26 protein-coding genes are annotated in these 24,367 nt (G+C 28.4%); 25 read left to right on the top strand and 1 reads right to left on the bottom strand.

Annotated elements, in window-relative coordinates; all coding sequences use genetic code 11:
• Window positions 1–130: 130 nt before the first annotated feature.
• The 17 genes from nusB (at window position 131) to GOQ27_RS15970 (ending at window position 17,065) form a co-directional block, all read left to right on the top strand.
• Window positions 131–535 carry a transcription antitermination factor NusB gene (gene nusB, locus GOQ27_RS16050; protein WP_203367885.1) on the top strand — a complete coding sequence of 135 codons (405 nt, stop codon included), beginning with the start codon at window positions 131–133 and terminating at the stop codon, window positions 533–535.
• Window positions 513–1,487, top strand: a complete 975-nt coding sequence (locus tag GOQ27_RS16045) for a tRNA (adenosine(37)-N6)-threonylcarbamoyltransferase complex transferase subunit TsaD (protein ID WP_203367884.1) — start codon at window positions 513–515, stop codon at window positions 1,485–1,487. Before nusB ends, GOQ27_RS16045 begins: the two co-directional genes overlap by 23 nt.
• 4 nt (window positions 1,488–1,491) lie before the next feature.
• On the top strand, window positions 1,492–2,349 hold the full coding sequence (locus tag GOQ27_RS16040; protein WP_350445931.1) for a bifunctional 5,10-methylenetetrahydrofolate dehydrogenase/5,10-methenyltetrahydrofolate cyclohydrolase: 858 nt from the start codon (window positions 1,492–1,494) through the stop codon (window positions 2,347–2,349).
• Window positions 2,330–3,553 carry an exodeoxyribonuclease VII large subunit gene (xseA, locus tag GOQ27_RS16035; protein ID WP_203367883.1) on the top strand — a complete coding sequence of 408 codons (1,224 nt, stop codon included), beginning with the start codon at window positions 2,330–2,332 and terminating at the stop codon, window positions 3,551–3,553. The genes GOQ27_RS16040 and xseA overlap by 20 nt, the downstream gene beginning before the upstream one ends.
• On the top strand, window positions 3,546–3,782 hold the full coding sequence (locus GOQ27_RS16030; RefSeq protein ID WP_203367882.1) for an exodeoxyribonuclease VII small subunit: 237 nt from the start codon (window positions 3,546–3,548) through the stop codon (window positions 3,780–3,782). The genes xseA and GOQ27_RS16030 overlap by 8 nt, the downstream gene beginning before the upstream one ends.
• Window positions 3,783–3,791: 9 nt before the next feature.
• Window positions 3,792–4,682, top strand: a complete 891-nt coding sequence (locus tag GOQ27_RS16025) for a polyprenyl synthetase family protein (protein ID WP_203367881.1) — start codon at window positions 3,792–3,794, stop codon at window positions 4,680–4,682.
• 691 nt (window positions 4,683–5,373) lie between these two features.
• Window positions 5,374–5,967: a hypothetical protein gene (locus GOQ27_RS16020; RefSeq protein WP_207751328.1), complete on the top strand. Its 594-nt coding sequence runs from the start codon at window positions 5,374–5,376 to the stop codon at window positions 5,965–5,967.
• A 39-nt stretch (window positions 5,968–6,006) separates the two neighbouring features.
• Window positions 6,007–7,878, top strand: a complete 1,872-nt coding sequence (gene dxs / locus GOQ27_RS16015; protein ID WP_203367880.1) for a 1-deoxy-D-xylulose-5-phosphate synthase — start codon at window positions 6,007–6,009, stop codon at window positions 7,876–7,878.
• A 12-nt stretch (window positions 7,879–7,890) separates the two neighbouring features.
• The gene (locus tag GOQ27_RS16010) at window positions 7,891–8,688 is read left to right on the top strand and encodes a TlyA family RNA methyltransferase (RefSeq protein ID WP_203367879.1); all 798 of its coding nucleotides are present in this window, start codon (window positions 7,891–7,893) and stop codon (window positions 8,686–8,688) included.
• 20 nt (window positions 8,689–8,708) lie between these two features.
• Window positions 8,709–9,161 carry an arginine repressor gene (locus GOQ27_RS16005; protein WP_203367878.1) on the top strand — a complete coding sequence of 151 codons (453 nt, stop codon included), beginning with the start codon at window positions 8,709–8,711 and terminating at the stop codon, window positions 9,159–9,161.
• A 15-nt stretch (window positions 9,162–9,176) separates the two neighbouring features.
• Window positions 9,177–10,868, top strand: coding sequence for a DNA repair protein RecN (recN, locus tag GOQ27_RS16000; RefSeq protein ID WP_203367877.1), 1,692 nt, complete (start codon window positions 9,177–9,179; stop codon window positions 10,866–10,868).
• A 227-nt stretch (window positions 10,869–11,095) separates the two neighbouring features.
• Window positions 11,096–12,448 carry a SpoIVB peptidase gene (spoIVB, locus tag GOQ27_RS15995; RefSeq protein ID WP_252187869.1) on the top strand — a complete coding sequence of 451 codons (1,353 nt, stop codon included), beginning with the start codon at window positions 11,096–11,098 and terminating at the stop codon, window positions 12,446–12,448.
• Window positions 12,449–12,584: 136 nt separating this feature from the next.
• The gene (gene spo0A, locus GOQ27_RS15990; RefSeq protein WP_350445930.1) at window positions 12,585–13,397 is read left to right on the top strand and encodes a sporulation transcription factor Spo0A; all 813 of its coding nucleotides are present in this window, start codon (window positions 12,585–12,587) and stop codon (window positions 13,395–13,397) included.
• Between the two features lie 123 nt (window positions 13,398–13,520).
• Window positions 13,521–14,486 carry a putative cytokinetic ring protein SteA gene (steA, locus tag GOQ27_RS15985; RefSeq protein ID WP_203367875.1) on the top strand — a complete coding sequence of 322 codons (966 nt, stop codon included), beginning with the start codon at window positions 13,521–13,523 and terminating at the stop codon, window positions 14,484–14,486.
• The gene (locus GOQ27_RS15980) at window positions 14,487–15,173 is read left to right on the top strand and encodes a glycosyltransferase family 2 protein (protein ID WP_203367874.1); all 687 of its coding nucleotides are present in this window, start codon (window positions 14,487–14,489) and stop codon (window positions 15,171–15,173) included.
• Between the two features lie 4 nt (window positions 15,174–15,177).
• Window positions 15,178–15,978, top strand: coding sequence for a hypothetical protein (locus GOQ27_RS15975; protein ID WP_203367873.1), 801 nt, complete (start codon window positions 15,178–15,180; stop codon window positions 15,976–15,978).
• Between the two features lie 28 nt (window positions 15,979–16,006).
• Window positions 16,007–17,065, top strand: a complete 1,059-nt coding sequence (locus GOQ27_RS15970) for a DUF3866 family protein (protein ID WP_252187868.1) — start codon at window positions 16,007–16,009, stop codon at window positions 17,063–17,065.
• On the opposite strand, the gene GOQ27_RS17380 is transcribed toward GOQ27_RS15970, so the two are convergent.
• Window positions 17,043–17,171: a hypothetical protein gene (locus tag GOQ27_RS17380; protein WP_286673040.1), complete on the bottom strand. Its 129-nt coding sequence runs from the start codon at window positions 17,169–17,171 to the stop codon at window positions 17,043–17,045. The genes GOQ27_RS15970 and GOQ27_RS17380 overlap by 23 nt on opposite strands.
• A gap of 104 nt (window positions 17,172–17,275) precedes the next feature.
• On the opposite strand from GOQ27_RS17380, the gene GOQ27_RS15965 reads away from it, so the two are divergent.
• The 8 genes from GOQ27_RS15965 (at window position 17,276) to GOQ27_RS15930 (ending at window position 24,352) form a co-directional block, all read left to right on the top strand.
• Complete coding sequence (locus GOQ27_RS15965) at window positions 17,276–17,821, top strand: NUDIX hydrolase (RefSeq protein WP_203367872.1); 546 nt, start codon at window positions 17,276–17,278, stop codon at window positions 17,819–17,821.
• A gap of 62 nt (window positions 17,822–17,883) precedes the next feature.
• The gene (gene spoIIM, locus GOQ27_RS15960) at window positions 17,884–18,501 is read left to right on the top strand and encodes a stage II sporulation protein M (protein ID WP_203367871.1); all 618 of its coding nucleotides are present in this window, start codon (window positions 17,884–17,886) and stop codon (window positions 18,499–18,501) included.
• Between the two features lie 19 nt (window positions 18,502–18,520).
• The gene (locus GOQ27_RS15955; protein ID WP_203367870.1) at window positions 18,521–18,733 is read left to right on the top strand and encodes a hypothetical protein; all 213 of its coding nucleotides are present in this window, start codon (window positions 18,521–18,523) and stop codon (window positions 18,731–18,733) included.
• A gap of 46 nt (window positions 18,734–18,779) precedes the next feature.
• Window positions 18,780–19,700, top strand: a complete 921-nt coding sequence (xerD, locus tag GOQ27_RS15950; RefSeq protein WP_484477139.1) for a site-specific tyrosine recombinase XerD — start codon at window positions 18,780–18,782, stop codon at window positions 19,698–19,700.
• A gap of 136 nt (window positions 19,701–19,836) precedes the next feature.
• Complete coding sequence (locus tag GOQ27_RS15945; RefSeq protein ID WP_203367869.1) at window positions 19,837–21,009, top strand: phosphopentomutase; 1,173 nt, start codon at window positions 19,837–19,839, stop codon at window positions 21,007–21,009.
• A 24-nt stretch (window positions 21,010–21,033) separates the two neighbouring features.
• Window positions 21,034–22,359, top strand: coding sequence for a pyrimidine-nucleoside phosphorylase (locus GOQ27_RS15940; protein ID WP_203367868.1), 1,326 nt, complete (start codon window positions 21,034–21,036; stop codon window positions 22,357–22,359).
• Window positions 22,360–22,467: 108 nt separating this feature from the next.
• Window positions 22,468–23,625, top strand: coding sequence for a D-alanyl-D-alanine carboxypeptidase family protein (locus GOQ27_RS15935; RefSeq protein WP_203367867.1), 1,158 nt, complete (start codon window positions 22,468–22,470; stop codon window positions 23,623–23,625).
• A 121-nt stretch (window positions 23,626–23,746) separates the two neighbouring features.
• Window positions 23,747–24,352 (top strand): site-2 protease family protein, encoded by a 606-nt coding sequence (locus GOQ27_RS15930; RefSeq protein ID WP_252187867.1) that lies wholly within the window; start codon window positions 23,747–23,749, stop codon window positions 24,350–24,352.
• The last annotated feature ends 15 nt before the right edge of the window (window positions 24,353–24,367 follow it).

The raw sequence follows: 24,367 nt of genomic DNA, 5'->3' as shown, positions 1-24,367 counted from the left end.
ATAGAAAATTAACCCTCTGGAAATCAGAGGGTTAATTTAAAGTTAAGGACAATAATATGAGAAAAATCTGTATATTAAATATAACAAAAGGTAAATTTAGAATTATATAGATAAACGAGGAGGAAGAAAGATGGGAAGAAGAAATGCGAGAGAATCAGCAATGAAGTTATTATATCAATTAGAATTAAATAAATCTTATGATGAAGAAATAATCGAGGTGTTTTTTGAAAATGAAAAATTCAATGATGATGAGAAAGAATATATAATCGATTCTATTAATACGGTAAATGAAAACTTAGATATTATAGATCAAAAAATTGAGAAACATATAGAAGGATGGAAAAAAGATAGACTCTCAAGGATTGATTTAGCTACATTGAGGATAGCAATTTATGAGATAATGTATAGAGATGATATACCTACAGAAGTATCTATAAATGAATCCATAGAGATAAGTAAAAAATTCAGTTCTGATGAAGCGAGTAAATTTATAAATGGAGTTCTAGGTAGTTTTGTTAGATCAAAAGATGAGTAAGTATTATTTAGGTATAGATACTAGTGCATATACAACATCTCTAGGGGTAATAGATGATAACAATAATATTGTAGCTAATTATAGAAAGATACTCAAAGTTAATAAAGGTAGTAGAGGATTAAGACAGCAAGAAGCTGTCTTTCAACATATAAAAAACCTTCCAGAAATGATAGCTAATATAAAAAAGGATGTAGATTTCAAAAGTATACAAGCTATAGGATATAGTGATAAGCCAAGGAATATAAGTGAATCTTATATGCCTGTTTTTAAAGTAGCCCAGAGTTATGGAATATCATTAGCAGAGGTGTTAGGAATAAAGAGTTATAATTTTAGCCATCAGGAAGGACATATTGCTGCTGGCTTATGCAACAATTATTTAGATAAAAGAAAACCTTTTATTAGTATCCATCTTTCAGGAGGTACAACTGAAATATTATTGACTCACTATAATAATTTTAGATATGTAACAGACATAATAGGAGGAACTAAAGACATAAGTGCAGGACAATTGATTGATAGAATTGGTGTAAAAATGGAATTAGACTTTCCTAGCGGTAAACATTTAGATGAACTATCTAAAGATGGAGAACTTTTAGAACATATACCTGTCAGCACTAATGGAAATTGGATTAATTTTTCTGGTCCTGAAACGTATTTTACTAGGTTAATAGAAGAAGAGAAATTTTCTAATTCGGATATTGCAAGGTCAGTATTACATTGTATAAATACTTCTATAGAGAGAATTTTAGTGAATATTTTTAGAGAATTAAATGATGTAAATTCTGCCTTATTAGTAGGGGGAGTTGCTTCAAATAAATATTTAAGGAAAAATCTATTTTGTAGAGTTAGTAATAGAGCACATAAAAATATTATATTTGCAGAAAAAAATTTATGCACAGATAATGGGGTAGGAATAGCTATATTAGCATGTGAGTATTTAAAGGGGGAGTGATATAGTGAATAAGATTATAGATGGGAAGAAAATATCAGGTGAAATTTTTAAAGGTATTAAAGTAACTATTGAGGATAGAATAAACAAAGGTTTTAGAAGACCGTCTTTATCTGTAATTTATGTAGGGAATGATAAAGGTTCTTTAGCTTATATAAAAATGATAAAGAAAAAATCAGAAAATGTAGGTTTAGAATGCAATATACATAAATTTGATAAGGATATAACTGAAGATCAATTATTAGAAGAAATAAATTCTATAAATAATAATCCATTGATTGATGGAATATTATTGCAATTACCTTTGCCAAAGAAGTTCAATACGAATCTTATTGTTTCTCATATTAGTCCGAATAAAGATGTAGATGGGGTTCATTTTTCGAATGCCGGAAAGCTATATCTCGGGGAGGAGAATGTTATTCCATGTACGCCTAAAGGAATTATTAGGCTTTTAGAAGAATATGCTGTGAATATTGAAGGAAAGAAAGTCGTGGTTTTAGGTAGAAGCAATATATTAGGTAAACCTATTAGCCTTCTTATGTTAAATAGGAATGCAACTGTAGAAGTTTGCCATTCGAGAACGAAAAACTTAAAAGAATCGACGATTAATGCTGATATCGTAATAAGTTGTGTTGGCAAGCCTGAGTTAATAAAGGAAGATATGATTAAGGAGGGGTGCATAGTCATAGATGCCGGTATCAGTAATATTAATGGTAAGATAGTTGGAGATGTGAAATTTGAAGAAGTATTGAAAAAATCATCTTTAATAACTCCTGTTCCAGGAGGAGTAGGACCTATGACAATTGCTATGTTATTAGAAAATGTTATGGAGGGTTATTTAAAATATGGAATTAAAACCACTTAGAGTTTCTGAACTAAATTCCTATATAAAAAAAGTACTTGGAAGTGATCCAATATTAAATAGTATAAAGATAGAAGGAGAAATATCTAATTTTAAACATCATTATAGTGGACATATGTACTTTACATTAAAGGATGAAAAAAGCAGAATTAAATGTGTTATGTTTAATGGTGATAATAGATCAATAGATTTTTCTTTAGAAGATGGAATGAAAATAGTAGCTGAAGGTTATGTATCGGTATATGAAAGAGATGGATGTTATCAATTATACGTAAAAAACATAAAAAAAGATGGCGTTGGAGATCTTTATATTAAATATGAAAAGTTAAAAAAACAATTAGAGCAAGAAGGCTTATTTAATGAAATTAATAAAAAGAGCATAAATAAATATCCAAAGAGAATTGGTGTTGTTACATCATCTACAGGTGCAGCAGTAAGAGATATAATAAATGTAATAACAAGAAGAAATCCTACTGTAGATATTTTGATATATTCAGTACATGTTCAAGGAATATATGCCAAAAATGAAATCTGTAAAGGTATTAATCACTTTAATAATAGAGAGGATATAGATACTATAATTATTGGAAGAGGCGGAGGTTCAATAGAAGAACTTTGGTCCTTCAATGAAGAAGAAGTAGCACGGGAGATATACAATTCTAAGATACCTATTATATCAGCGGTAGGGCACGAAACTGATTTCACTATAGTAGATTTTGTATCGGACTTAAGGGCGCCTACTCCCTCAGCTGCTGGAGAACTAGCAGTAGAGGACATTGAATTTATGAAAGAGAGATTAACTAATGTAAATGGCTTATTAATTGACTCCATGAATAGATTAATTCAAAATCAAAAAGAAATATTATATAGTTATAGAAGATCAAGATTATTTACTGAACCAATTTATTATATAAATCAATACAAACAGAGATTGGATTTTCAGTTTAAGGAACTAATAACTGCAAAGAATACCTTACTAAATAATAAAAAAAATAAATTGGAAAATGTACGAGATAAATTAACTGGGTTAAATCCTTTATCTATATTAGAGCGAGGTTTTACATATGTAGAAGATAATAGTAAAACTATAGTTAAATCTGTCTTGAATATTAATGAGGGAAATGAATTATTAATTCACTTTAAGGATGGGAATGTAAAAGCTATTGTATCTGAAATTCAAAAAAAGGAGGAAGATTATAATGGGTAAGGAAAAGGAAGTAAAGTTTGAAGAAGCAATTTCACAATTAGAAGATATTGTTGATCGTTTAGAAACTGGTGATTTAACAATAGATAGTGCTATTGATGAATTTAAAAAAGGTATTCAATTATATAATAAATGTTATAAAAAAATAGAAGAAACTGAAGGAAAAATAAAATTAATACTTGAAGATGGAGAAGGTATAGTTAAAGAGAGTGACTTTACAAATATTGACTAGGAGGATCCTATGAATTTACAACAAGATTTAAAAAGGTATAAAATATTAATAGAAGAAGAATTAAAAAAGGTATTTCCTAAAGACAATATACCTCAAGAAATAATATTAGAATCGATGGAATACAGCCTATTAGCTGGAGGTAAAAGATTGAGACCAATACTTCTATTAAAAAGCTGTGAATTAGTTAATGGAAATGTACAAGAAGCCATACCTTTTGCTATTGCAATGGAAATGATACATACTTATTCTTTAATTCATGATGACCTTCCAGCAATGGATGATGATGATTATAGAAGAGGAAATCTTACGAATCATAAAGTGTATGGTGATGGATTGGCTATACTAGCTGGTGATGGATTATTGAATTATGCTTATGAAATTATGTTAAAAACAGTAATTGAAAATAAATACTCAAATAAATTCATAGATGCTATGAATGAGATTGCTAATTCTGCTGGATTTAATGGCATGATTGGAGGACAAGTTGTTGATATAATATCTGAAAACAAGGAGATTAGTCCAAAAATTTTAGATTTCATTCATTTAAATAAGACATCTGCATTGATAGAAGCTTCTTTAGTAGCTGGAGGAATTATTGGGGAAGCAAATTCACAAGAAATTCAATTATTAAGAGATTATGGAAAGTATATAGGGGTATCATTTCAAATAAGGGATGATATATTGGATATCGTTGGAGATCAAAAAATATTAGGTAAAGATATCGGTAGCGATATTGATAAAGAAAAATCTACTTATGTGTCTATTCATGGAATGGATAAATCTATTATTGATCTAGAGACTTATAGAGATAAAGCAATAAAAATAATGAGTAAATTTGATAAAAATAAAGCAACTTTTTTTGTTGAATTAGCTGATTATTTAACAGTGAGAGATAATTAGAGAACTATGTTGTCAGTTTGAATAATAATAATTCATATGATATAATTATCCTGCTAAGGATGGTGCAGTATTCTAGTCAGTACAGCCAATTTTGAAGGCGGGGCTAAAAATCCGTCAAAGGGCATATCGATGAAGTTCCTGGTTATGGCTTGTGACGCCCAGTCAGGGGTCATTTCTGGGAGTAAGGAGGATGGGGCGATCTGCAACGGCATGCGGGCGATGACCCTACCTCCGTGGAGACCTACTTATTTTGTAGGATAACCTGCTATGTGGTGCAAGCTACATGCAGTGTAGCCTGCCTTGAGTGAAATAGGTGGATAACAGTTGTGACTGTGAATTTTAGGGGCCCTATAAATGACCGGTTTTGCTGTTGAAACCTACTTTGCAAAAGAGGCTAAGGATTGGCATGACTGTAGAGGAAAACTCCTAGACTGTTCATATAAGAAGTATATTGGGGATTGCAGTGCGGACTAAATGGCAATCTGGCTCTATTTTAATAGGGATAGGATTAAAGGGAAACCGCTGCTATGGCGACAGGCAGTTCTTATTTGGGAAATCCTGCCAGACCTCAAGCCGCAAAATTTACTCAATATGCTACCATTCTAACGCTGATAGCTTTTTGTGCTATCAGCTTTATTTAAATATTAATATTTAAATAAAGCTGATAGTATAAAAGAAGTGGAGGTATATTTTGTCGAAATATAAAAAGACTATTAAGAAAAGAAAAAATAATAAAAAGAAAACTAATTATAAATGGATAATAATTATATCTATCTGGACATTTTTTTTAGCAATATTAGTTAGTATATTAGCAGAAAATATAATGAGAAATTTTGATCTTCTTTTTGCTTTTATAACTTTAATATTAATTATATTTGTAGGAGTGTTTTTCGATACAATAGGTATTGCTGTGGCTGCGGTTCAAGAAAAGCCCTTTCACTCTATGGCAGCAAAAAAGAATACAGCGGCTAGATATTCTATTAAACTAATTAAAAATGCTGGACCTGTTTCGAATTTTTGTAATGATGTTATAGGAGATATCTGTGGAATTATAAGTGGTGCAGCTGGAGCAATAATTATTTCAAAAATATCTAGTATGTACGAAATAAAAGAATTAACTATAATAAGTGTTGTAATGAGTGGATTTATTGCATCTTTAACGGTAGGTGGAAAGGCTCTTGGAAAAGAAATTGCAATAAAGCATTCTAAAACAATAATTTATTATACTGGTAAAGTTGTTATGATATTAGATAATAAATTTAAGATAAAATTACTGGATAGATAAAATTAAAACAATAAATATTAGAAGGTGAGTGACCTTTATATGAAAACATTAGATAAAGTAAATTGTATTTCAGATGTTAAAAAACTTGATATAACTGAATTAAATAAATTAAGTGGTGAAATAAGAAAATTCCTCTTAGATAACGTATCAAAGACTGGAGGGCATGTTGCTTCAAATCTTGGAGTTGTGGAATTGACAATAGCTATTCATAAAGTCTTTAACAGTCCAGAAGATAAAATTATATGGGATGTGGGACATCAATCATATATACATAAAATTCTGACAGGTAGAAAAGATAGGATGCATACAATTAGACAATATGAAGGTTTAAGTGGTTTTCCAAAGAGATGTGAAAGCTTCCATGACACATTTGAAACCGGGCATAGTTCTACCTCAATATCTGCTGGCTTAGGTATGGCTATTGCAAGAGATATAAAAGGGGAAAAGAATGAAGTTGTTTCTATAATAGGAGATGGATCAATGACTGCCGGTATGGCATTCGAAGCTTTAAATCATGCTGGAGATATCAAAAGTAAAATGATAGTAATATTGAATGATAACGAAATGTCTATATCTAAGAATGTAGGTGGACTATCTAAATATCTTGATAGAATAAGAACGGCACCAACTTATGGGAAAATGAAAGATGATGTAGAAACTTTATTAAATAGTATACCTGCTATAGGTAAAACAATGTATAGGACTGCAGAAAGAGCTAAGGATAGTCTAAAATATTTTTTATTGCCAGGGATACTATTTGAAGAACTAGGCTTTAAATATCTAGGACCAGTAGATGGACATAATATACCATTATTAATAAAGACTCTTAATAGAGCTAAATTAGTAAATGGTCCCGTAATTGTTCATGTATTAACTAAAAAAGGTAAGGGATATAAGCATGCAGAAGAAAATCCAGATAAGTTTCATGGGGCTTCAGCCTTTGATTTAAAAACAGGTAAAGCACTTAGTAAAACTAAAGGAGTTAAATATTCTAAAGTTTTTGGAGATAAATTATATGATCTAGCTAAAAATCATAAGGATATTGTAGCTATTACTGCAGCTATGCCATCAGGAACGGGGTTAGAAAATTTTAAGAATAAACTTCCTAAAAGATTCATTGATGTAGGTATAGCTGAGCAACACGCTGTTACTTTTGCAGCGGGATTAGCATCTCAAGGTCTAAAATCATATTTTGCAGTTTATTCTACTTTTCTTCAGAGGGGATATGATCAAGTTTTACATGATGTCTGCTTACAAAACCTGCCAGTAGTTTTTGCTATTGATAGGGCTGGATTAGTAGGAAATGATGGAGAAACTCATCATGGTGTATTTGACTTTTCTTATCTTAGTCATATACCCAATTTAATAATTATGGCTCCTAAAGATAAGAAAGAACTTGAAGAAATGGTAGAATTCACTTATAAATATAATGATGGACCAATTGCCATAAGATATCCTAGAGGAGTAAGTGTTGAAAAAGATGAATTAATAACTAATAATGAAATAGTCTTAGGAAAAGGTGAAATGATTAAAGAAGGAAAAAATGTTGCAATTATAGCTATAGGTAAAATGGTAGATATAGGCTATGAGGCATCTTTAAAATTAGAAGAAAGTGGATTGAATCCTACATTAATTAATATTAGATTTCTAAAACCTATTGATAATGATTTAATAAAGAAAGTATCAAATGAGTATAATATGGTTGTAACACTAGAGGACAATGTAATTTCCGGGGGATTAGCTACCTCTGTAAATAATGAATTATTTAAATACAAATATAAAGGAAACCTTATAAATATTGGGTTACCTGATGAATTTATTGAACATGGAAATACTAGTGAGTTATTTAAGAAACATAAACTAGATGCAGATGGTATCTATGATACTATTATAAATAGTATTAAAGCCTAGGAGAGTTGTTTAATGGAATATATACGTATTGATATATTGATGAATGATAAAGGAATAGTAGAAAGTAGAGAATTAGCCCAAAAAGCTATTAAAAAAGGCCTAGTAAAATATAATGATAAAATAGTAAAAAAATCATCATTAAAAGTACCACAGGATGCTAATGTTGAATTAATAGAACCTCCTTTATCTTATGTAGGAAGAGGGGGATATAAGCTAGAGAAAGCAATTAAAGTCTTTAATATAGATTTAACTGATAAAATAGCAATGGATATTGGAGCATCAACTGGGGGATTTACTGATTGCATGCTACAGAATGATATAAAAAAAGTTTTCGCAGTAGATGTAGGTTATAATCAGTTAGCTGAGAAACTGATTAAAAATAATAAAGTAATAAACATGGAAAAGACAAATATTAGGAATTTAGAAGTAGAAGATATAGGAGAAAAAGTAGATTTTATATCAATTGATGTCTCCTTTATATCTTTAACTAAAGTTCTTCCTATAGCTAAAAAATTAATTAAAACACAAGGGGAAATAGTAGCACTTATAAAACCACAATTTGAAGCAGGCAAAGATAATATAGGGAAAAAAGGTGTAGTGAAAAATCCGAATATACATCTTGAAGTAATTGATAATATTAATAGTTTTATTACTTCATTAGGATACTTTTTAACTAATATTGATTATTCACCAATAAAAGGTGGTACGGGTAATATTGAATATATTGCTTATATTACTCAAGAGATATCTAATATAAATATAGATAATAAAATTCAAGAAGTAGTAAGAGACTCTCATAATAAGTTATAAAAAATCCAAGGGGGCAACAAATGAAAAAATACGTGAGACAAAGCAAGATAATAGATTTAATTAATCATAATGAAATAGAGACACAAGAGGAACTAGCTCATTATCTAAAATCAGCTGGAATTGATGTAACTCAAGCAACTGTATCAAGAGATATAAAAGAATTAAGGTTAGTTAAAGTTATGTCTAAATCTGGCAAGTATAAATATGCTGCTATAGGACAAAATCAAGATGGAATAACTGATAGATTGATAAATATTTTTAAGAATTCCATCGTATCAATTCATGCAGCTGGACATTTGCTGGTATTAAAAACTATACCAGGAGCTGCTCAAATATCAGGATCAGCTATTGATAACCTAGGGGTAAAAGAAGTGGTAGGTACTATTGCTGGTGATGACACGGTATTTGTTGCAATTAGTGATGCAGAAAAAATAGATGAAATATTGGATATATTTTATAAATTATTGGAGTAATGGGGGAGATATAAGATGCTTCTTGAATTGAATATTAAAAATTTTGCTATAATAGATGATTTAAATATATCTTTTACAAAAGGGTTTAACGTATTAACAGGAGAAACTGGGGCGGGAAAGTCAATAATAATTGATGCTGTTAGCATGATTTTAGGAGAAAGATCCAATAAAGATTTTATAAAAACTGGAAAAGATAAAGCAATAATAGAAGCTTTATTTCACTTGGACAACCCTAGAAATATCAATTCTATTCTAAAGGAATATGGAATAGATTGTGAACCAGACAATACATTACTTATTAGCAGAGAAATTCATTTAAATGGAAGAAGCTTTTCTAGAGTAAATGGTCATACAATAACTTTAACAATGTTAAAGCAGTTAACCCATTATCTAGTTGACATTCATGGACAGCATGAGCATCAATCCCTTTTATCCTCTGAAAACCATATTGAACTGATAGATTCATTAGGAGGTAAAGATTTAAATTCTTATAAAGATGAAATTTATAATAAATATTTAGAGTTAAATGATTTAAAGAAAAGATTATCCAGTATAGTGATAGATGAAATGGAACGGGAAAGAAAAATCGATTTATTAAAGTTTCAAGTAGATGAAATAAATACTGCAGAGTTAAAGTCTAATGAAGAAGATATGTTAATGAATGAATATAGCAAACTATCAAATCAAGAAGAAATATCAAAAATTTTAAACCAAAGTTATAATGCACTAGATTATAATGATTATAATGATATTTCAATAATAGATAGATTAAATGTAATCTCTCATGATTTAAATAAAATATCAAAGTTTGATGATACTCTAAACAATTACTATGATAATATTAATGATATAATATATCAAATGCAAGACTTTGCAAGAGATATTAGAAGTTATTCTGAAAACATAGAGTATGATCCAGAAAGACTAGAGTTTCTTGATGGAAGAATTGAATTAATAAATAAATTAAAAAGAAAATATGGGTCTAATATATCTGAAGTTTTAAATTATAGAGATGATATCACCGAAGAGCTAGATAAAATTATTAATGATGAAAAGGAAATCAATGAATTACATAAAAAAATAGAAAATAAAGAGATGGAGTTATTAAAATTATCAAAGAATTTATCAAAGATAAGAAAAAATATAATTGATAAATTTGAAAAGGATATAATAAATGAATTATATGAACTTAATATGAAAAATGTAAATTTTAAAGTTAATCATGAAATTTTACTATCTCCAAATATTAAAGGTATAGATAAAATAGAGTTTTTAATTTCTACAAATCTTGGTGAGCCATTAAGAAAACTCTCTAAAATAGTTTCAGGTGGAGAGATGTCTAGGATAATGTTAGCAATAAAATCTATTACAGCTGAAACAGACAATATTTCAACAATGATATTTGATGAAATTGATACAGGTATTAGTGGTCGAACAGCTCAGATAGTAGGAGAGAAGATAACAAATATTTCTAGAAACCATCAAGTGCTTTGTATAACCCATCTTCCACAGATAGCAGCAATGGCAGATTCCCATTTCTTAATTTTAAAAAATACCAAAATAAATGAAACTAGAACCCATGTCAGAAACTTAGGTTATGAAGATCGTATTGATGAGCTTTCTCGATTATTAGGAGGAGTAGATCTTACTAGCACGACAAGACTCCATGCAAAAGAAATGATAGAACTTTCAAAAAAACTTAAATAAAAATAGAAGTATTATCTTATACTTCTATTTTTTTATGCATAAAGCTAAATATTAACTCTTTTTTTATTAAACATTATTTATTTTGGAAATTGAGAGTCTACTTTACATTTCACTTAATTATTATATAGAATATTTGGACATTAATAAGCGAAAATTAAATATATAAACAAACACTTTCTTTGGAGGTGAAGGATACAAAAAAGGGGAATTTGGAGAGTGATAATTCTTTGAATTCAAATTTCAATAAAAATAAAAAGAGAAAAGCTATGTCTTATGTCTTTTTAGTAGTTGTTTTTGTATATATTATTCAAATAGTAAATATATTTCAACTACCTTCAAATATAAATCTTTTCAAAGGAGATAAAAAGAATATAGATATATTATTTCCCTTTACTCTAGATGTATTACAAACAAAAGATAAAATATTACAAATAGAAAATAATAATGATCAGTTAAATCTAATGGCTAGAAATTCATATAAGTTGAACACAGAAAAAGAAGGTAAAACTAATATAAAAATAAAGTTACTTGGTTTAGTTCCAGTAAAAACTATGGAAGTGAATATAGTAAATAGAATTAAATTATATCCTGGTGGACATTCTATTGGTGTCAAAATCAATACTGATGGAGTATTAATTGTAGCAATATCAAAGATAGAAGGCAAAGATGGTAAAACATATATTCCATCAAAGGAAGCTGGCATTGAAGTTGGAGATTCAATTTTAGAAATAAATGATATAAAAATTAAAGACTCATATCATGTTATTGAATTGTTGAATAATATAGGTAATAATGAAGTTAAATTAAAGATTAGAAGAGATGGGAAAGAGTTCACTACTAATATTAAACCTATAAAAAGTAAAGAAGATGATAGTTATAGAATTGGGCTATGGGTAAGAGATAAAACTGCTGGTATAGGAACGCTAACATTTTATCATCCTGAGACAAAAAAGTTTGCAGCGTTAGGACATGGAATATCAGACATTGATACTGGCAAATTAATGAGTATAAGCGATGGGGAAATATTAGAGGCAACTATATCTTCAATAGAACAAGGAAAGAAAGGACATCCAGGAGAATTAAGAGGAATGTTTTTTGAATCACAAAATCTATTGGGGAAAATTGATAAAAATACGACTTTTGGTATTTATGGTAAAATGACAAAAGAATTTAAAAATCCATTTTTTGAAGAACCAATTCCTATTGCATTACAACATGAAATTAAAGAAGGAAAAGCATATATATTAAGTACAATAGATGGTAAAGAAATAAAAAAATTCGACGTTGAAATTGTAAAACTTGAAAGTCAGTTAAATATAGAATCTAAAAGTATGGTTATAAAAGTAACAGATAAAGAATTATTATCAAAAACTGGTGGTATTGTCCAAGGAATGAGTGGAAGTCCAATTATACAAGATGGGAAAATTGTAGGTGCAATAACGCATGTTTTTGTTAATGAACCAACTAAAGGTTATGGTTTGTATATAGAATGGATGCTAGAACAAGCAGAATTGATTAATAATGAAATTGGAAAAGAAAAAATGAGGAAGTCTCCTTGTTTTTTCTTTTTTATGTTGTAAAACAAGGATTTTTTAAAGTATTTAAGAAAAATGAAAAAAAATTACTTAAAAATAGGAAATTAAGAAGGAAATATATCATTTTTGTCGAATTAGTATTATGGGAATATATAGAAAGTATAAATTAGGGGGTAATCAAGTGAGTAATAAACCAATTAGTATTTTAATCGCTGATGACAACAAAGACTTTTGTAACATACTTAATGAGTATTTATCTACACAAGATGATGTAGAGGTTATAGGAATGGCAAAGGACGGATTAGAAGCCGTAGATATGATTTCAAATGAAGTCCCGGATGTATTAGTACTAGATATCATTATGCCACACCTAGATGGATTGGGAGTTTTAGAAAAAATAAATTCGATGAATTTAAATACATATCCTAAAACTATAGTTTTATCAGCAGTGGGACAAGATAAGATAACTCAAAGAGCGATTAGCTTAGGAGCAGATTACTATGTAGTAAAACCTTTTGATTTTGAAGTCTTTATGAAAAGAATAAGACAATTAACAGGTGGAGAAACAGAAATCAGAGAAAGAAGTATGTCATCAAACAGAGGAAGTAGTAGTATTATAAATAGATCAAATAATGATAATACTAAATCTTTGGAAGCAAAAATTACTAATATAATTCATGAGATAGGTGTGCCAGCCCATATTAAAGGTTATTTGTACCTAAGAGAAGCAATAGGAATGGTAGTAGATAATATAGAACTATTAAGTGCAGTAACAAAAGAGTTATATCCTTCAATAGCTAAGAAATTCAACACGACACCTAGTAGAGTAGAAAGAGCAATTAGACATGCAATAGAAGTAGCTTGGAGTAGGGGTAAAGTAGATACTATTAATAATTTATTTGGATATACAGTACATAATGATAAAGGTAAGCCAACTAATAGTGAATTTATTGCTATGGTTGCAGATAAATTAAGATTAGAAAGAAATATGTAAGAAAAAAAGAACCTTTTAGGTTCTTTTTTTTATAATAAGTATCATAATAAATGTTATCATAAATGATACTTATGTATTAAAATAAGAAAATAACTAATAATAAGATAAAATGATTAATTAGGAGTGACTGATATTAAAGGGTTAATCATAAAAAACAAAAGAACAAAGTCTCTTATAAATAAAGCACAAAAAGGAAATATTGCATTAATTGCCCATTCTGATTTGGATGAACTGGCTGCCTATTCTTTAGTAGAATGTAAAGTTTCAGCTGTTATAAATACTAGGAAATCTTGTACAGGATCATATCCTAATAGAGGACCTGGAGTTTTATCTAGCTTTAATATCCCATTATATGACATAGAATCTTGTTTTTACTCTTTTATCAATAATGGTGATACATGTGAAATAATCAATAATAAATTATTTATTAATGGTGCATACTTATGTGAATTGTCTCCAGTAATAAATAATATTGATAACAACACATTTATAGAAACTATTAAGGAATTTATGACTAATACTTGGAAATATATTGATAAGGAAAAGGACTTATTATTTAGAGACATACATTTGCCATATTTAAATACTAAAATTACTAATAAAGATGTTTTATTAGTATCAAGAGGTCATTCTTTTAAAGAAGATTTACATAGTTTAATAAATTATATCAAAATAAATGAGCCTATTATTATAGGTATAGATGGTGGAGGAGATGCCTTAATTAAAGAAGATATTATACCAGATATAATTATAGGAGATATGGATAGTGTATCTGATAGTTGTTTACTTAAGTCAAAGGAAATAATTGTCCATGGCTATTTAGATGGTACTGCACCTGGTAGGTATAGAATAGATAAACTGGGATTAGAATATAAAATGTTTAATTTTTTTGGAACTAGTGAAGATGCTGCAATAATAATAGCTTACTTAAGTAATTGTAAAAATATAGTATTGGTAGGTTCACATAATAATATTATTGACTTTTTAGAAAAAGGAAGAAAAGGCATGTCTAGCACTACATTAATTAGATCTTTTATTGGAGATAAGATTATAGATGTCAAAGGAATAAATAATATAATAGGTGATTAAATGGATACTCAAGAATATCATAGGTTATCTGTCATAATACCAGTTTATAATGAAGGAGATAAAATATCTTCTACAATAAATGGGTTAAAACAAATTGATGATATTGAAAAGATTATTGTAATAGACGATGGTTCATCAGACAATACCTTTGAAGAAGTAAAAAAAAATAATGTTGACTGTATCAAAATAGATAAAAATAGAGGTAAAGGATATGCTATAAAAGAAGGGTTAAATAAAATTAAATCCGAATACTATATTTTCATTGATGGGGATTTAGGTCATACTTCTCAAGAAATAGAAAGTCTTATAAATCCAGTTTTAAGAGATGGATATGATATTGCAATATCAAGATTTAAAGAGTTAGATAAAAAGACTGGTATAGGATTAGTAAAAAAACTGGCCAAATTTGGAGTTGAATTTTACACGGGAAATTCTTTGGATTCTGTACTATCAGGACAAAGAATATATTCAAAAAAAGCATTAGAGTCAATTGAGTATATTCCAGATAGATATGGAATAGAAGTGGCAATGACAATTCAAGCTATAGAAAATGGTCTTAGCATAAAAGAAGTAAATGTAGATATGAGTCATAGAGTTACAGGGAGAGATATAAAAGGTTTTTTCCATAGAGGTAAACAATTTAAAGATATTTTTTTTACTCTTTTTTTTATGTATAAACGAAGGTGACAAAATGTTAGAAATATATTTATTCTTACTATCTTATATAATTAATTTAGTTTTATGTGATAAGATTTTACATTTAATTTATGAATCTCAACATATTCAAATAAATTACTTAGGATTAAGCATACCAAATAGTATGGGGTTAAGCATTTCTATTACTCAACTAATTTTAGCACCTATAGTTCTCATTTATTATAATGATTACAATGTATTCATGATTATTTTGATTGGTGAGTTGGTAGCATTCATGGGAATTATAGATGACTTTTTTGGTAATAGTAGTAAAGGATTTAAAGGACATGTTATGGAGTTGATAAATGGTCGACTGACATCAGGGATTTTGAAAATTATTATAGGATCATTATCATCCCTATTCACTGCATATATACTCTATACAAATTTATATATATTTGTTTTGGATAGTCTTATTATAGTACTTAGTATTAATACACTAAATCTTTTTGATATGCGACCAGGAAGAGTAATGAAAATTTTTTACATAAGTTTAGGGATAATACTAATATTTACTGCTTATAACCGATATGACTTATTGTCTATAATTATTATTGGTTCATCATTAGCTTATTTTCCTATTGATATTAAAGGCAGAGCTATGCTAGGTGATATAGGGTCAAATGTATTAGGGTATTATTTAGGTGTAAGTATAGTAACTAATGATATCAATAAACCTATTATTCTATTAATATTACTAGTTATAAATTTAATATCTGAAAAAGTATCTTTAAGCAAAATTATCAGTAATAATAAAATACTGAATTATTTTGATTATTTAGGACGAAAAATATAATGGGGGTGAAATTCTGATAGAAATAAAATTGGGTAAAATAACTAATATAATATCTGAAGATAAGAATACTACAATAGTAGAAGTGAAAATAGGAGATGAGATTAATAAAGCAATAAATTATACAAATATAACAGGAATAATTAAGGTTGATGATTATGTTATTGTAAATACCACAGCTGTTAGATTGAATTTAGGTACTGGAGGATATCATTTTATTATATCTATATTAAATAATATTGAAAAAGAAATCTCTGATACAGATGGACACATTATGAAAATGAGATATACACCACAACAAATAAGATGTTCAACTTTGGAAGAGAAAAGTGAGTATAATAAACTTTTTAACAAAAATATATCATTGAAAGAATCTATTTATGCTGTAGGGGAACTTCATAGCATGATAGAACCTTTGGCTGCTAGTATCAAATTTAAGAGACCTAGAGTTAGGATCTGTTATATTATGACTGATGGAGGAGCCCTTCCAATAAATTTTAGTAATTCAGTAAAAAGGTTAAAGGAAAAATCTTTAATTGATAAAACTATTACTATAAATCATGCTTTTGGTGGTGATTATGAATGTATAAATATATATAGCGCCCTTATAGCAGCGAAGGAAATTGTTAAGGCAGATGTAACTCTAATTGCAATGGGACCAGGTATAGTAGGTACTAATACAAAATATGGTTTTAGTGGAATTGAGCAAGCCTATATATTAGATGGAATAATAAAACTAGGAGGTAATGGCATTTGTATTCCTAGGATTAGTTTTGAGGATGATAGGTTAAGACATATAGGAATAAGTCATCATACTATAACTATACTATCTGAGATAGTAAATAATAGGGTTAATGTAGTCATACCTATGTTGGATATTGACAAAAATCATATAATTGAAAAACAATTAAAGAACAACCACTTATATGATAAACATAATATTTATCATATTTCTGGAGAGGGAATAGAAGATGTTATAAAATCATTTAATATAACTCCAACCTCTATGGGTAAAAATTTCGAGCAGAATAAAGACTATTATTATGCTCTAAATGCTGTAGGGAATTTTATTTGTTCAAACTATCTATAAGTTCTTTTAAAGTAGTATATTTAAAGGAATAATCCGTTAATAAATCGCAGATATCGTTTATATTTCCTATTAACACCATTTGGTTTTTAGATAATATTCTATACATGTTAATACCTCCATTTACTTTACAAATTTTAAAAAGAATATATAATATAATTAAAGTGTATGTTTTATCCTATAAAATATTCTTATTATTTTAGGAGGTTTTTGATGAGTTATATAGAAAAGACTATGAAGTCTGAAAAAGTTTATGAAGGAAAGATGCTAAATCTAAGAATAGATACAGTTGAACTTCCAGATAAAAAGTATTCAAAAAGAGAAATTGTAGAACATCCTGGTGCAGTTTGTATTGTTCCAATAACTGATAAAAATGAGATATATTTAGTTAACCAATATAGGAAAGCTATAGACAAAGAAATACTAGAATTACCTGCAGGAAAAATAGAGATTGGTGAAGAACCTAAGGATTGTGCTATTAGAGAACTGAAAGAAGAAACAGGATTAGAAGCAGATGATTATGAATATATGTTAGAATTTTATACTTCTCCAGGTTTTTGTAATGAAAAGATGTATCTTTTTATTGCAAGAGATTTAGAAGAAGGTGAAGCTACACCTGATACTGATGAATATATAGATGTTAAAAAAATTCCAATAGAAAAACTAATTCATATGATAGAAATAGGGGAAATATGTGATAGTAAAACAATAATCGGTATTCAAATGGTAGAAAGATTACTTAAAACTAAAAGTGAATAAAGTAATAATATCCTCTTTTCAGGCATAATATTTTGTATAGCTTGTATGAAAGGAGGATATTATTGTTTAATTTAAAATCTGGTTTTATAAAACATTTTAAAAATAATTTATTTATATATTTCTTAGTTACTGTTATTCTAATGATTGGGATTTCAGCAGGTGTTATCACTATAAAAATTTTGAGTGAAAGTCAGAGGGGTGAATTACATAGTTTTATAAGTAACTTTTTTTCTAATATAGATTCACAGAAAATTGATAATGTATCTTTACTAAAGTATTCTATATTTAATAATTTAAAAACCACTTTAGTAATTTGGATATTAGGACTTATAATTTTAGGAGTACCAATTACTTTAGGAATTGTACTTTTTAGAGGGTTTACTATAGGATTTACTATAGGTTTTATGATAAATGATTTTGGTTTTAAAGGCCTAATGTTAGCTCTGTTAACATTAATACCTCAAAATATATTTATTATACCTGGAATAATAATAATCTCTTCTTCATCCATTTCTTATAGTATAAACTTCATAAAGAGAAGAAAGAAAAATAAAAAAGAAAGCTTATTTAAAGAAACCTTTGGATTTTCTTTTTTTATATTAATTACTTGTTTATGTTTTATAATAGGAGGAATTGTGGAAGCCTATATTACACCTTATTTAATGAAGATCATACTATAGACCCTGGAGTGAATAAATAATGAAAAATTCTTTATTTACTATCTGTAAAATTATATTTATAATAGTACTGTTACTTATAATTATTCAAGTTTCAATAGAAGAATATAAGTATAGAAATGAAATATCAGAACCACCAAAATCTAATTCTATCTTAGTTATGTCATATAGTTATGTGAGAAACACTTCTATATATAACTTTAAAAAAATTCTTGGATTTTATTTTGATCTTTAAAAATTAAAAAAAGGATTTTGTAAATGTTTTGTAGAATACACTACTTATGAAGAAAATGGGATTAAAGGGGATTAAAATGGAAAACTTAACAGAAAAATTTATTGACTATATTAGATGGGACAGGGAATTATCAGCAAATACAATCGAGTCATATAATCGTGACTTAAAACAATTTAATGAGTATTTAAATAATAGTGATATAGAGGACAATATTTTTGATATATCAAAAACAACAATTATTACATATATGATTGATTTACAAAAAAAAGGTAGAGCTCCTTCAACTATATCAAGAAATTTAGCATCTTTAAGAGCCTTTTATCAATATTTATTGAATGAAGGTTTAACAAGAAAAGATCCCACTGCTAATTTAAAGTCACCGAAACAAGAAAAAAAACTTCCTAGCATACTCAGTTTAGAAGAAGTTGACATTTTATTAAAGCAACCAGATATTTTAACACCTAAAGGTACAAGAGACAAGGCAATGTTAGAATTGTTGTATGCAGCTGGTATTAGAGTAAGTGAGTTGATCTCTCTGAATGTGGAAGATGTTAATTTAGACTTGGGTATAATTGTATCATCAAAAGATTATTCTAATGAAAGAGTTATACCAATAGGAAAACTTTGTATTGAGTCTTTAGATATATATATTAAATTGATGCGGCATAAATTAATAAAGAATACAGAGGAAAAATCATTATTTGTTAATTATCATGGTAGAAGATTAACTAGACAAGGTTTTTGGAAAATAATAAAAACTTATACTAAAAAAGCAAATATCGATAAAAAAATAACTCCTCATACTCTTCGACACTCTTTTGCTGCTCACTTATTACAAAATGGTGCTGATTTAAAATCAGTTCAAGAAATGCTTGGACATGCTGATATTTCTACAACGCAAATATACACAAAAGTAAATAAAAGACGTATAAATGACGTCTATAAAAAGGCTCATCCTAGAGCTTAATCCATTATATTATATGATATAATGGATTTTTACATTGTATTATAATATAAGAACTTACATAAGCTATACTCTAATAATTAATAATATTTTTATATAAACTAATTAAATGGGTACAAATTAAAGGAAGGTGAAAAAAATGATAAATAGAGTAACATTAATAGTATTAGATAGCGTAGGTATAGGAGCTTTACCTGATGCCGATGAATACGGAGATGTAAATAGTAATACATTGGGTAATATAATAAAGAAGATAGGAAGTTTAAATATACCTAATTTGAGAAAGTTGGGGATAGGTAATATTAATGGAGTTGATTATTTAGAGAGTGCCAGTGATCCCATAGGTGCTTTTGGGAAAAGTCTCGAAAAATCTAAAGGTAAAGATACAACCACTGGACACTGGGAGATTGGGGGTATAATCTTAGAAGAACCTTTTCCTACTTATCCAAATGGTTTTCCAAAGAGTATTATGGATAAATTTGAAGAAATGATAGGGCGAAAGACTATAGGTAATAAACCTGCCTCTGGTACTGAAATTATAAAAGAATTAGGTAATGAACATGTAAGAACTGGATATCCTATAGTATATACTTCTGCGGATAGTGTGTTTCAAATTGCAGCCCATGAAGATATAATACCATTAAGTGAGTTATATGGTATGTGTGAGAAAGCGAGAGGTTTTTTACAAGGTGAAAATGGTGTTGGTAGGGTAATAGCTAGACCATTTGTAGGCAAAGGTGGAGAATATGTCAGAACATCTCATAGACATGATTACTCATTAAAACCTATTCATGAAACTTTCCTTGATATTATAAAAGAATCAGGTATGGAAGTAAAGGCTGTAGGTAAAATTGTTGATATATATAGTGGTGCAGGTATAACTGAAAGTGTACATACAGAAAGTAATATGGATGGAGTCAATAAAACACTTGAGTATATGCAAGAAGACTTTAGAGGGCTAATTTTCACTAATCTTGTTGATTTTGATATGAAATACGGACATAGAAATAATGTTGCTGGGTACGCTAATGCATTGGAAGAATTTGACAAAAGACTACCTGAAATTTTTGACAATATGAGTGATAAGGAAGTTTTAATAATCACTGCTGATCATGGATGTGATCCAACTACAGATAGTACTGATCATTCAAGAGAATATATACCTATTTTAGTATATGGAGAAAATATCAAACCTACTAATATAGGTGTAAGAGATAGCTTTTCTGATATTGGAGCTACTGTATTAGAGCTGCTTAACTTAAAAAGCATGAGAAATGGCAATAGTTTCTATGATATTATTAGAACAAAATAGGCGGTATAGGAGGTATCAATATAAATGAATATGTATGAAATAATCAAGAAAAAAAGAGAAGGAAATGAATTAAGTAAGGAAGAAATAAATTTCTTTATAGAAAACTACACAAATGGAAGTATTCCTGATTATCAAGCATCAGCTTTATTAATGGCAATATTCTTTAAAAAGATGTCTAAAGAAGAGACTGTTAATTTAACAGAAGCAATGTTGCGTTCTGGAGAAGAGATTGATTTAACTTCTATTGAAGGTATAAAAGTAGATAAGCACAGTACAGGTGGTGTGGGTGACAAAACTACTTTAGTATTAGGACCAATGGTAGCAGCCTGTGGCTTACCTGTTGCAAAAATGTCTGGTAGAGGTTTAGGTCATACAGGAGGAACATTAGACAAATTAGAATCTATTGAAGGATTAGATATTAGTCTTTCTAAGGAAAAATTCATATCTAATGTAAATAGAATTAAATTAGCTGTTGCAGGACAAACAGCTAATATAGCACCAGCTGATAAGAAATTATATTCTTTAAGAGATGTAACTGCTACAGTAGATAATACATCTCTTATTGCTAGTAGTATAATGAGTAAAAAATTAGCTTCAGGGTCCGATGCTATTGTTTTAGATGTAAAAGTTGGAAGCGGAGCTTTTATGAAAGATTTAGATAGTGCATTTGAATTAGCAAAGGAAATGGTTGATATAGGTATTGGTATGGATAGAGATACAATAGCAATTATTTCAGATATGGATGAACCACTTGGATATGCTATAGGTAATTCACTAGAAGTAAAAGAAGCGATTAATACCTTAAAAGGTCGCGGACCTAAAGATTTATTAGAATTAACTCTTGCCTTAGGATCAAGATTGTTATTATTAGGCAAAAGGGTTGAATCTATAGAAGAAGGATATCAATTATTAAATAAAGTAATTGACGATGGAAGTGCATTTGATAAGTTTAAAGAATTTATAACTGCTCAAGGTGGAAATTCACATCAGGTAGATAACCCTAATTTATTGCCAAAAGCTGAACAAATTTTAGAATTAAAAGCTGATGAGGCAGGCTATATAAGTGAAATGAATGCAGAAGAAATAGGTAGATGTGCATTGATTTTAGGTGCAGGAAGAGAAACAAAAGAAAGTCAAATAGATATGTCTGCAGGTATTATATTAAACAAGAAGAAATATGATAAAGTATCCACGGGTGAAACAATAGCTTTCTTACACGGAAATAGTGATAAAAAGTTAAAGGAAGCAGCAAAAAGAATGAAAAATATAGTGAAAATATCTGAAAAAAGTAATGATAATAAACAACTTATTTATGGAATAGTCGATAAAGATGGTATCAAGAGAATATAACATGAAAAAACTGCTAAAAATATTTTTAGCAGTTTTTTCATGTTATGCTAGACTCGTATAATTATATAAACTATGGAAAATATAATTATATAAGAAAGGAGGTCTGGTATGTTTAAGAAAATCACTACAATTATATTGATAGTACTGATATCACTATCTATAGTACCGAAAAGTATATATGCTGATCAACCTTTTGAAGTAGAAGGTAAAGCAGCTTTGTTGATGGATTTTGATTCGGGAAGAGTTCTATATGATAAAAACATAAATGAAAAATTAGAACCAGCAAGTATAACAAAAATTATGGTGTTAATATTAATGATGGAAGCTTTAGAAGAAGGAAGAATTGATCTTAATGATAATGTTTCCATAAGTAAAAATGCTGCTAGTATGGGTGGAAGTCAAGTTTATCTCGAGCCTGGCGGAACAAACACTGTAGAAGAATTACTTAAAGCTATATGCTTAAGATCTGCTAATGATGCTTCTGTAGCTATAGGAGAACATATAGCAGGTAGTGAAGAATTATTTTTAGAGATGATGAATTCCAAAGCTAAAGAGCTTAATATGAAAAATACAAATTTTAAAAACTTGACAGGATTACCTGATGAGAAACATTATACTACGGCTTATGATATTGCACTTATGGGGAGAGAATTATTAACTCATAAATCAATAAATAAGTGGCTTTCAATGTGGATGACTACAATACTGGTAGGGAAAGATAAAGATGTAGAGCAAGAATTAGTAAATACTAATAAGTTAATCAGGTTTTATGAAGGAGCAAACGGAATAAAAACAGGTTTTACACAAAATGCAGGATACTGTCTTGCAGCATCTGCTACTCGAAATAATACTACATTTATTAGTGTTATTTTAGGGTCAAAATCATCTGGTATAAGAAATGAAGATTCAAAAAAATTATTAGATTATGGATTTGCAAACTATGAATCAGTAAAAGTATATAATAAAGGCGATATAGTTGGCAAAACAATAGTTGAAAAAGGTAAGAAACAAGAAGTTCAAGTTAAAGTGGAAAAAGATATTAGTGTTTTAATAAAAAAAGGTCAGAGTAAGGAAATAACAAAAGAAATAAAAATAGACGATTCTATAAAAGCTCCTATTTCCAAAGGACAAAAAGTTGGAGAAGTAGTAGTTAAGATGAAAAATGAAACATTAATAAATGAGAAATTGATTATTGATGAGAATATCAAAAAGGCTAATGTTATAAACATGTTTAACAAGCTACTAAATAATTTGGTATCTAAATAATTAAATGACTAAATGACTATTAAAATGCTAAATGTATTTGTAATTTTTATATAAAAATTATAAAATATATTTAGCATTTTATTTTTTATAGATTTCTTTTCTATAGTATAGGGGGTATATATTGAATATTACTAACTACTTTTTATCTAAAGCAATAATTTTACCAGCATTATTTTTCGCTATTACATTTCATGAGTTAGCTCATGGTCTAGCCGCTTATATTATGGGAGATGATACTGCCAAAGATAGTGGGAGACTAACATTAAATCCTATAGCACATATTGATATAGCTGGATTTCTAATGTTATTAATTGTAGGTTTTGGATGGGCTAAACCAGTACCTATTAATCCATTTAAATTTAAGAATAGAAGATTAGGAACTATATTAGTTTCAATAGCAGGACCAGCTACTAATATACTACTTGCAATTATATCCGCTATCGTATTAACAAATGTTCAAGTAACAAATAATATTATTTATTCAATATTGGTCTCTTCTATATGGTATAATGTGGTGTTAGCATTATTTAATCTACTACCATTACCCCCATTAGATGGGTCTAAGGTCTTGGCTAGCTTGTTACCTCAAAAATTAGAATATAAGTTTTATAAACATGAGCGAAAATTATATGGATTACTAATTATATTTATTTTAATCAATGGTGTTGACGGAGTATTAACGCCGATTATATATAGAGTTGTAAATATAATAGTTTTAACTGTTTAATTAAAAAATATTAGG

This window comes from Anaeromonas frigoriresistens, assembly GCF_016820655.1.
Classification (GTDB): domain Bacteria; phylum Bacillota; class Clostridia; order Tissierellales; family SIT17; genus Anaeromonas; species Anaeromonas frigoriresistens.
The sequence above is the reverse complement of the archived record's forward strand: the minus strand, read 5'-3'. Positions and strand labels throughout refer to the sequence as shown.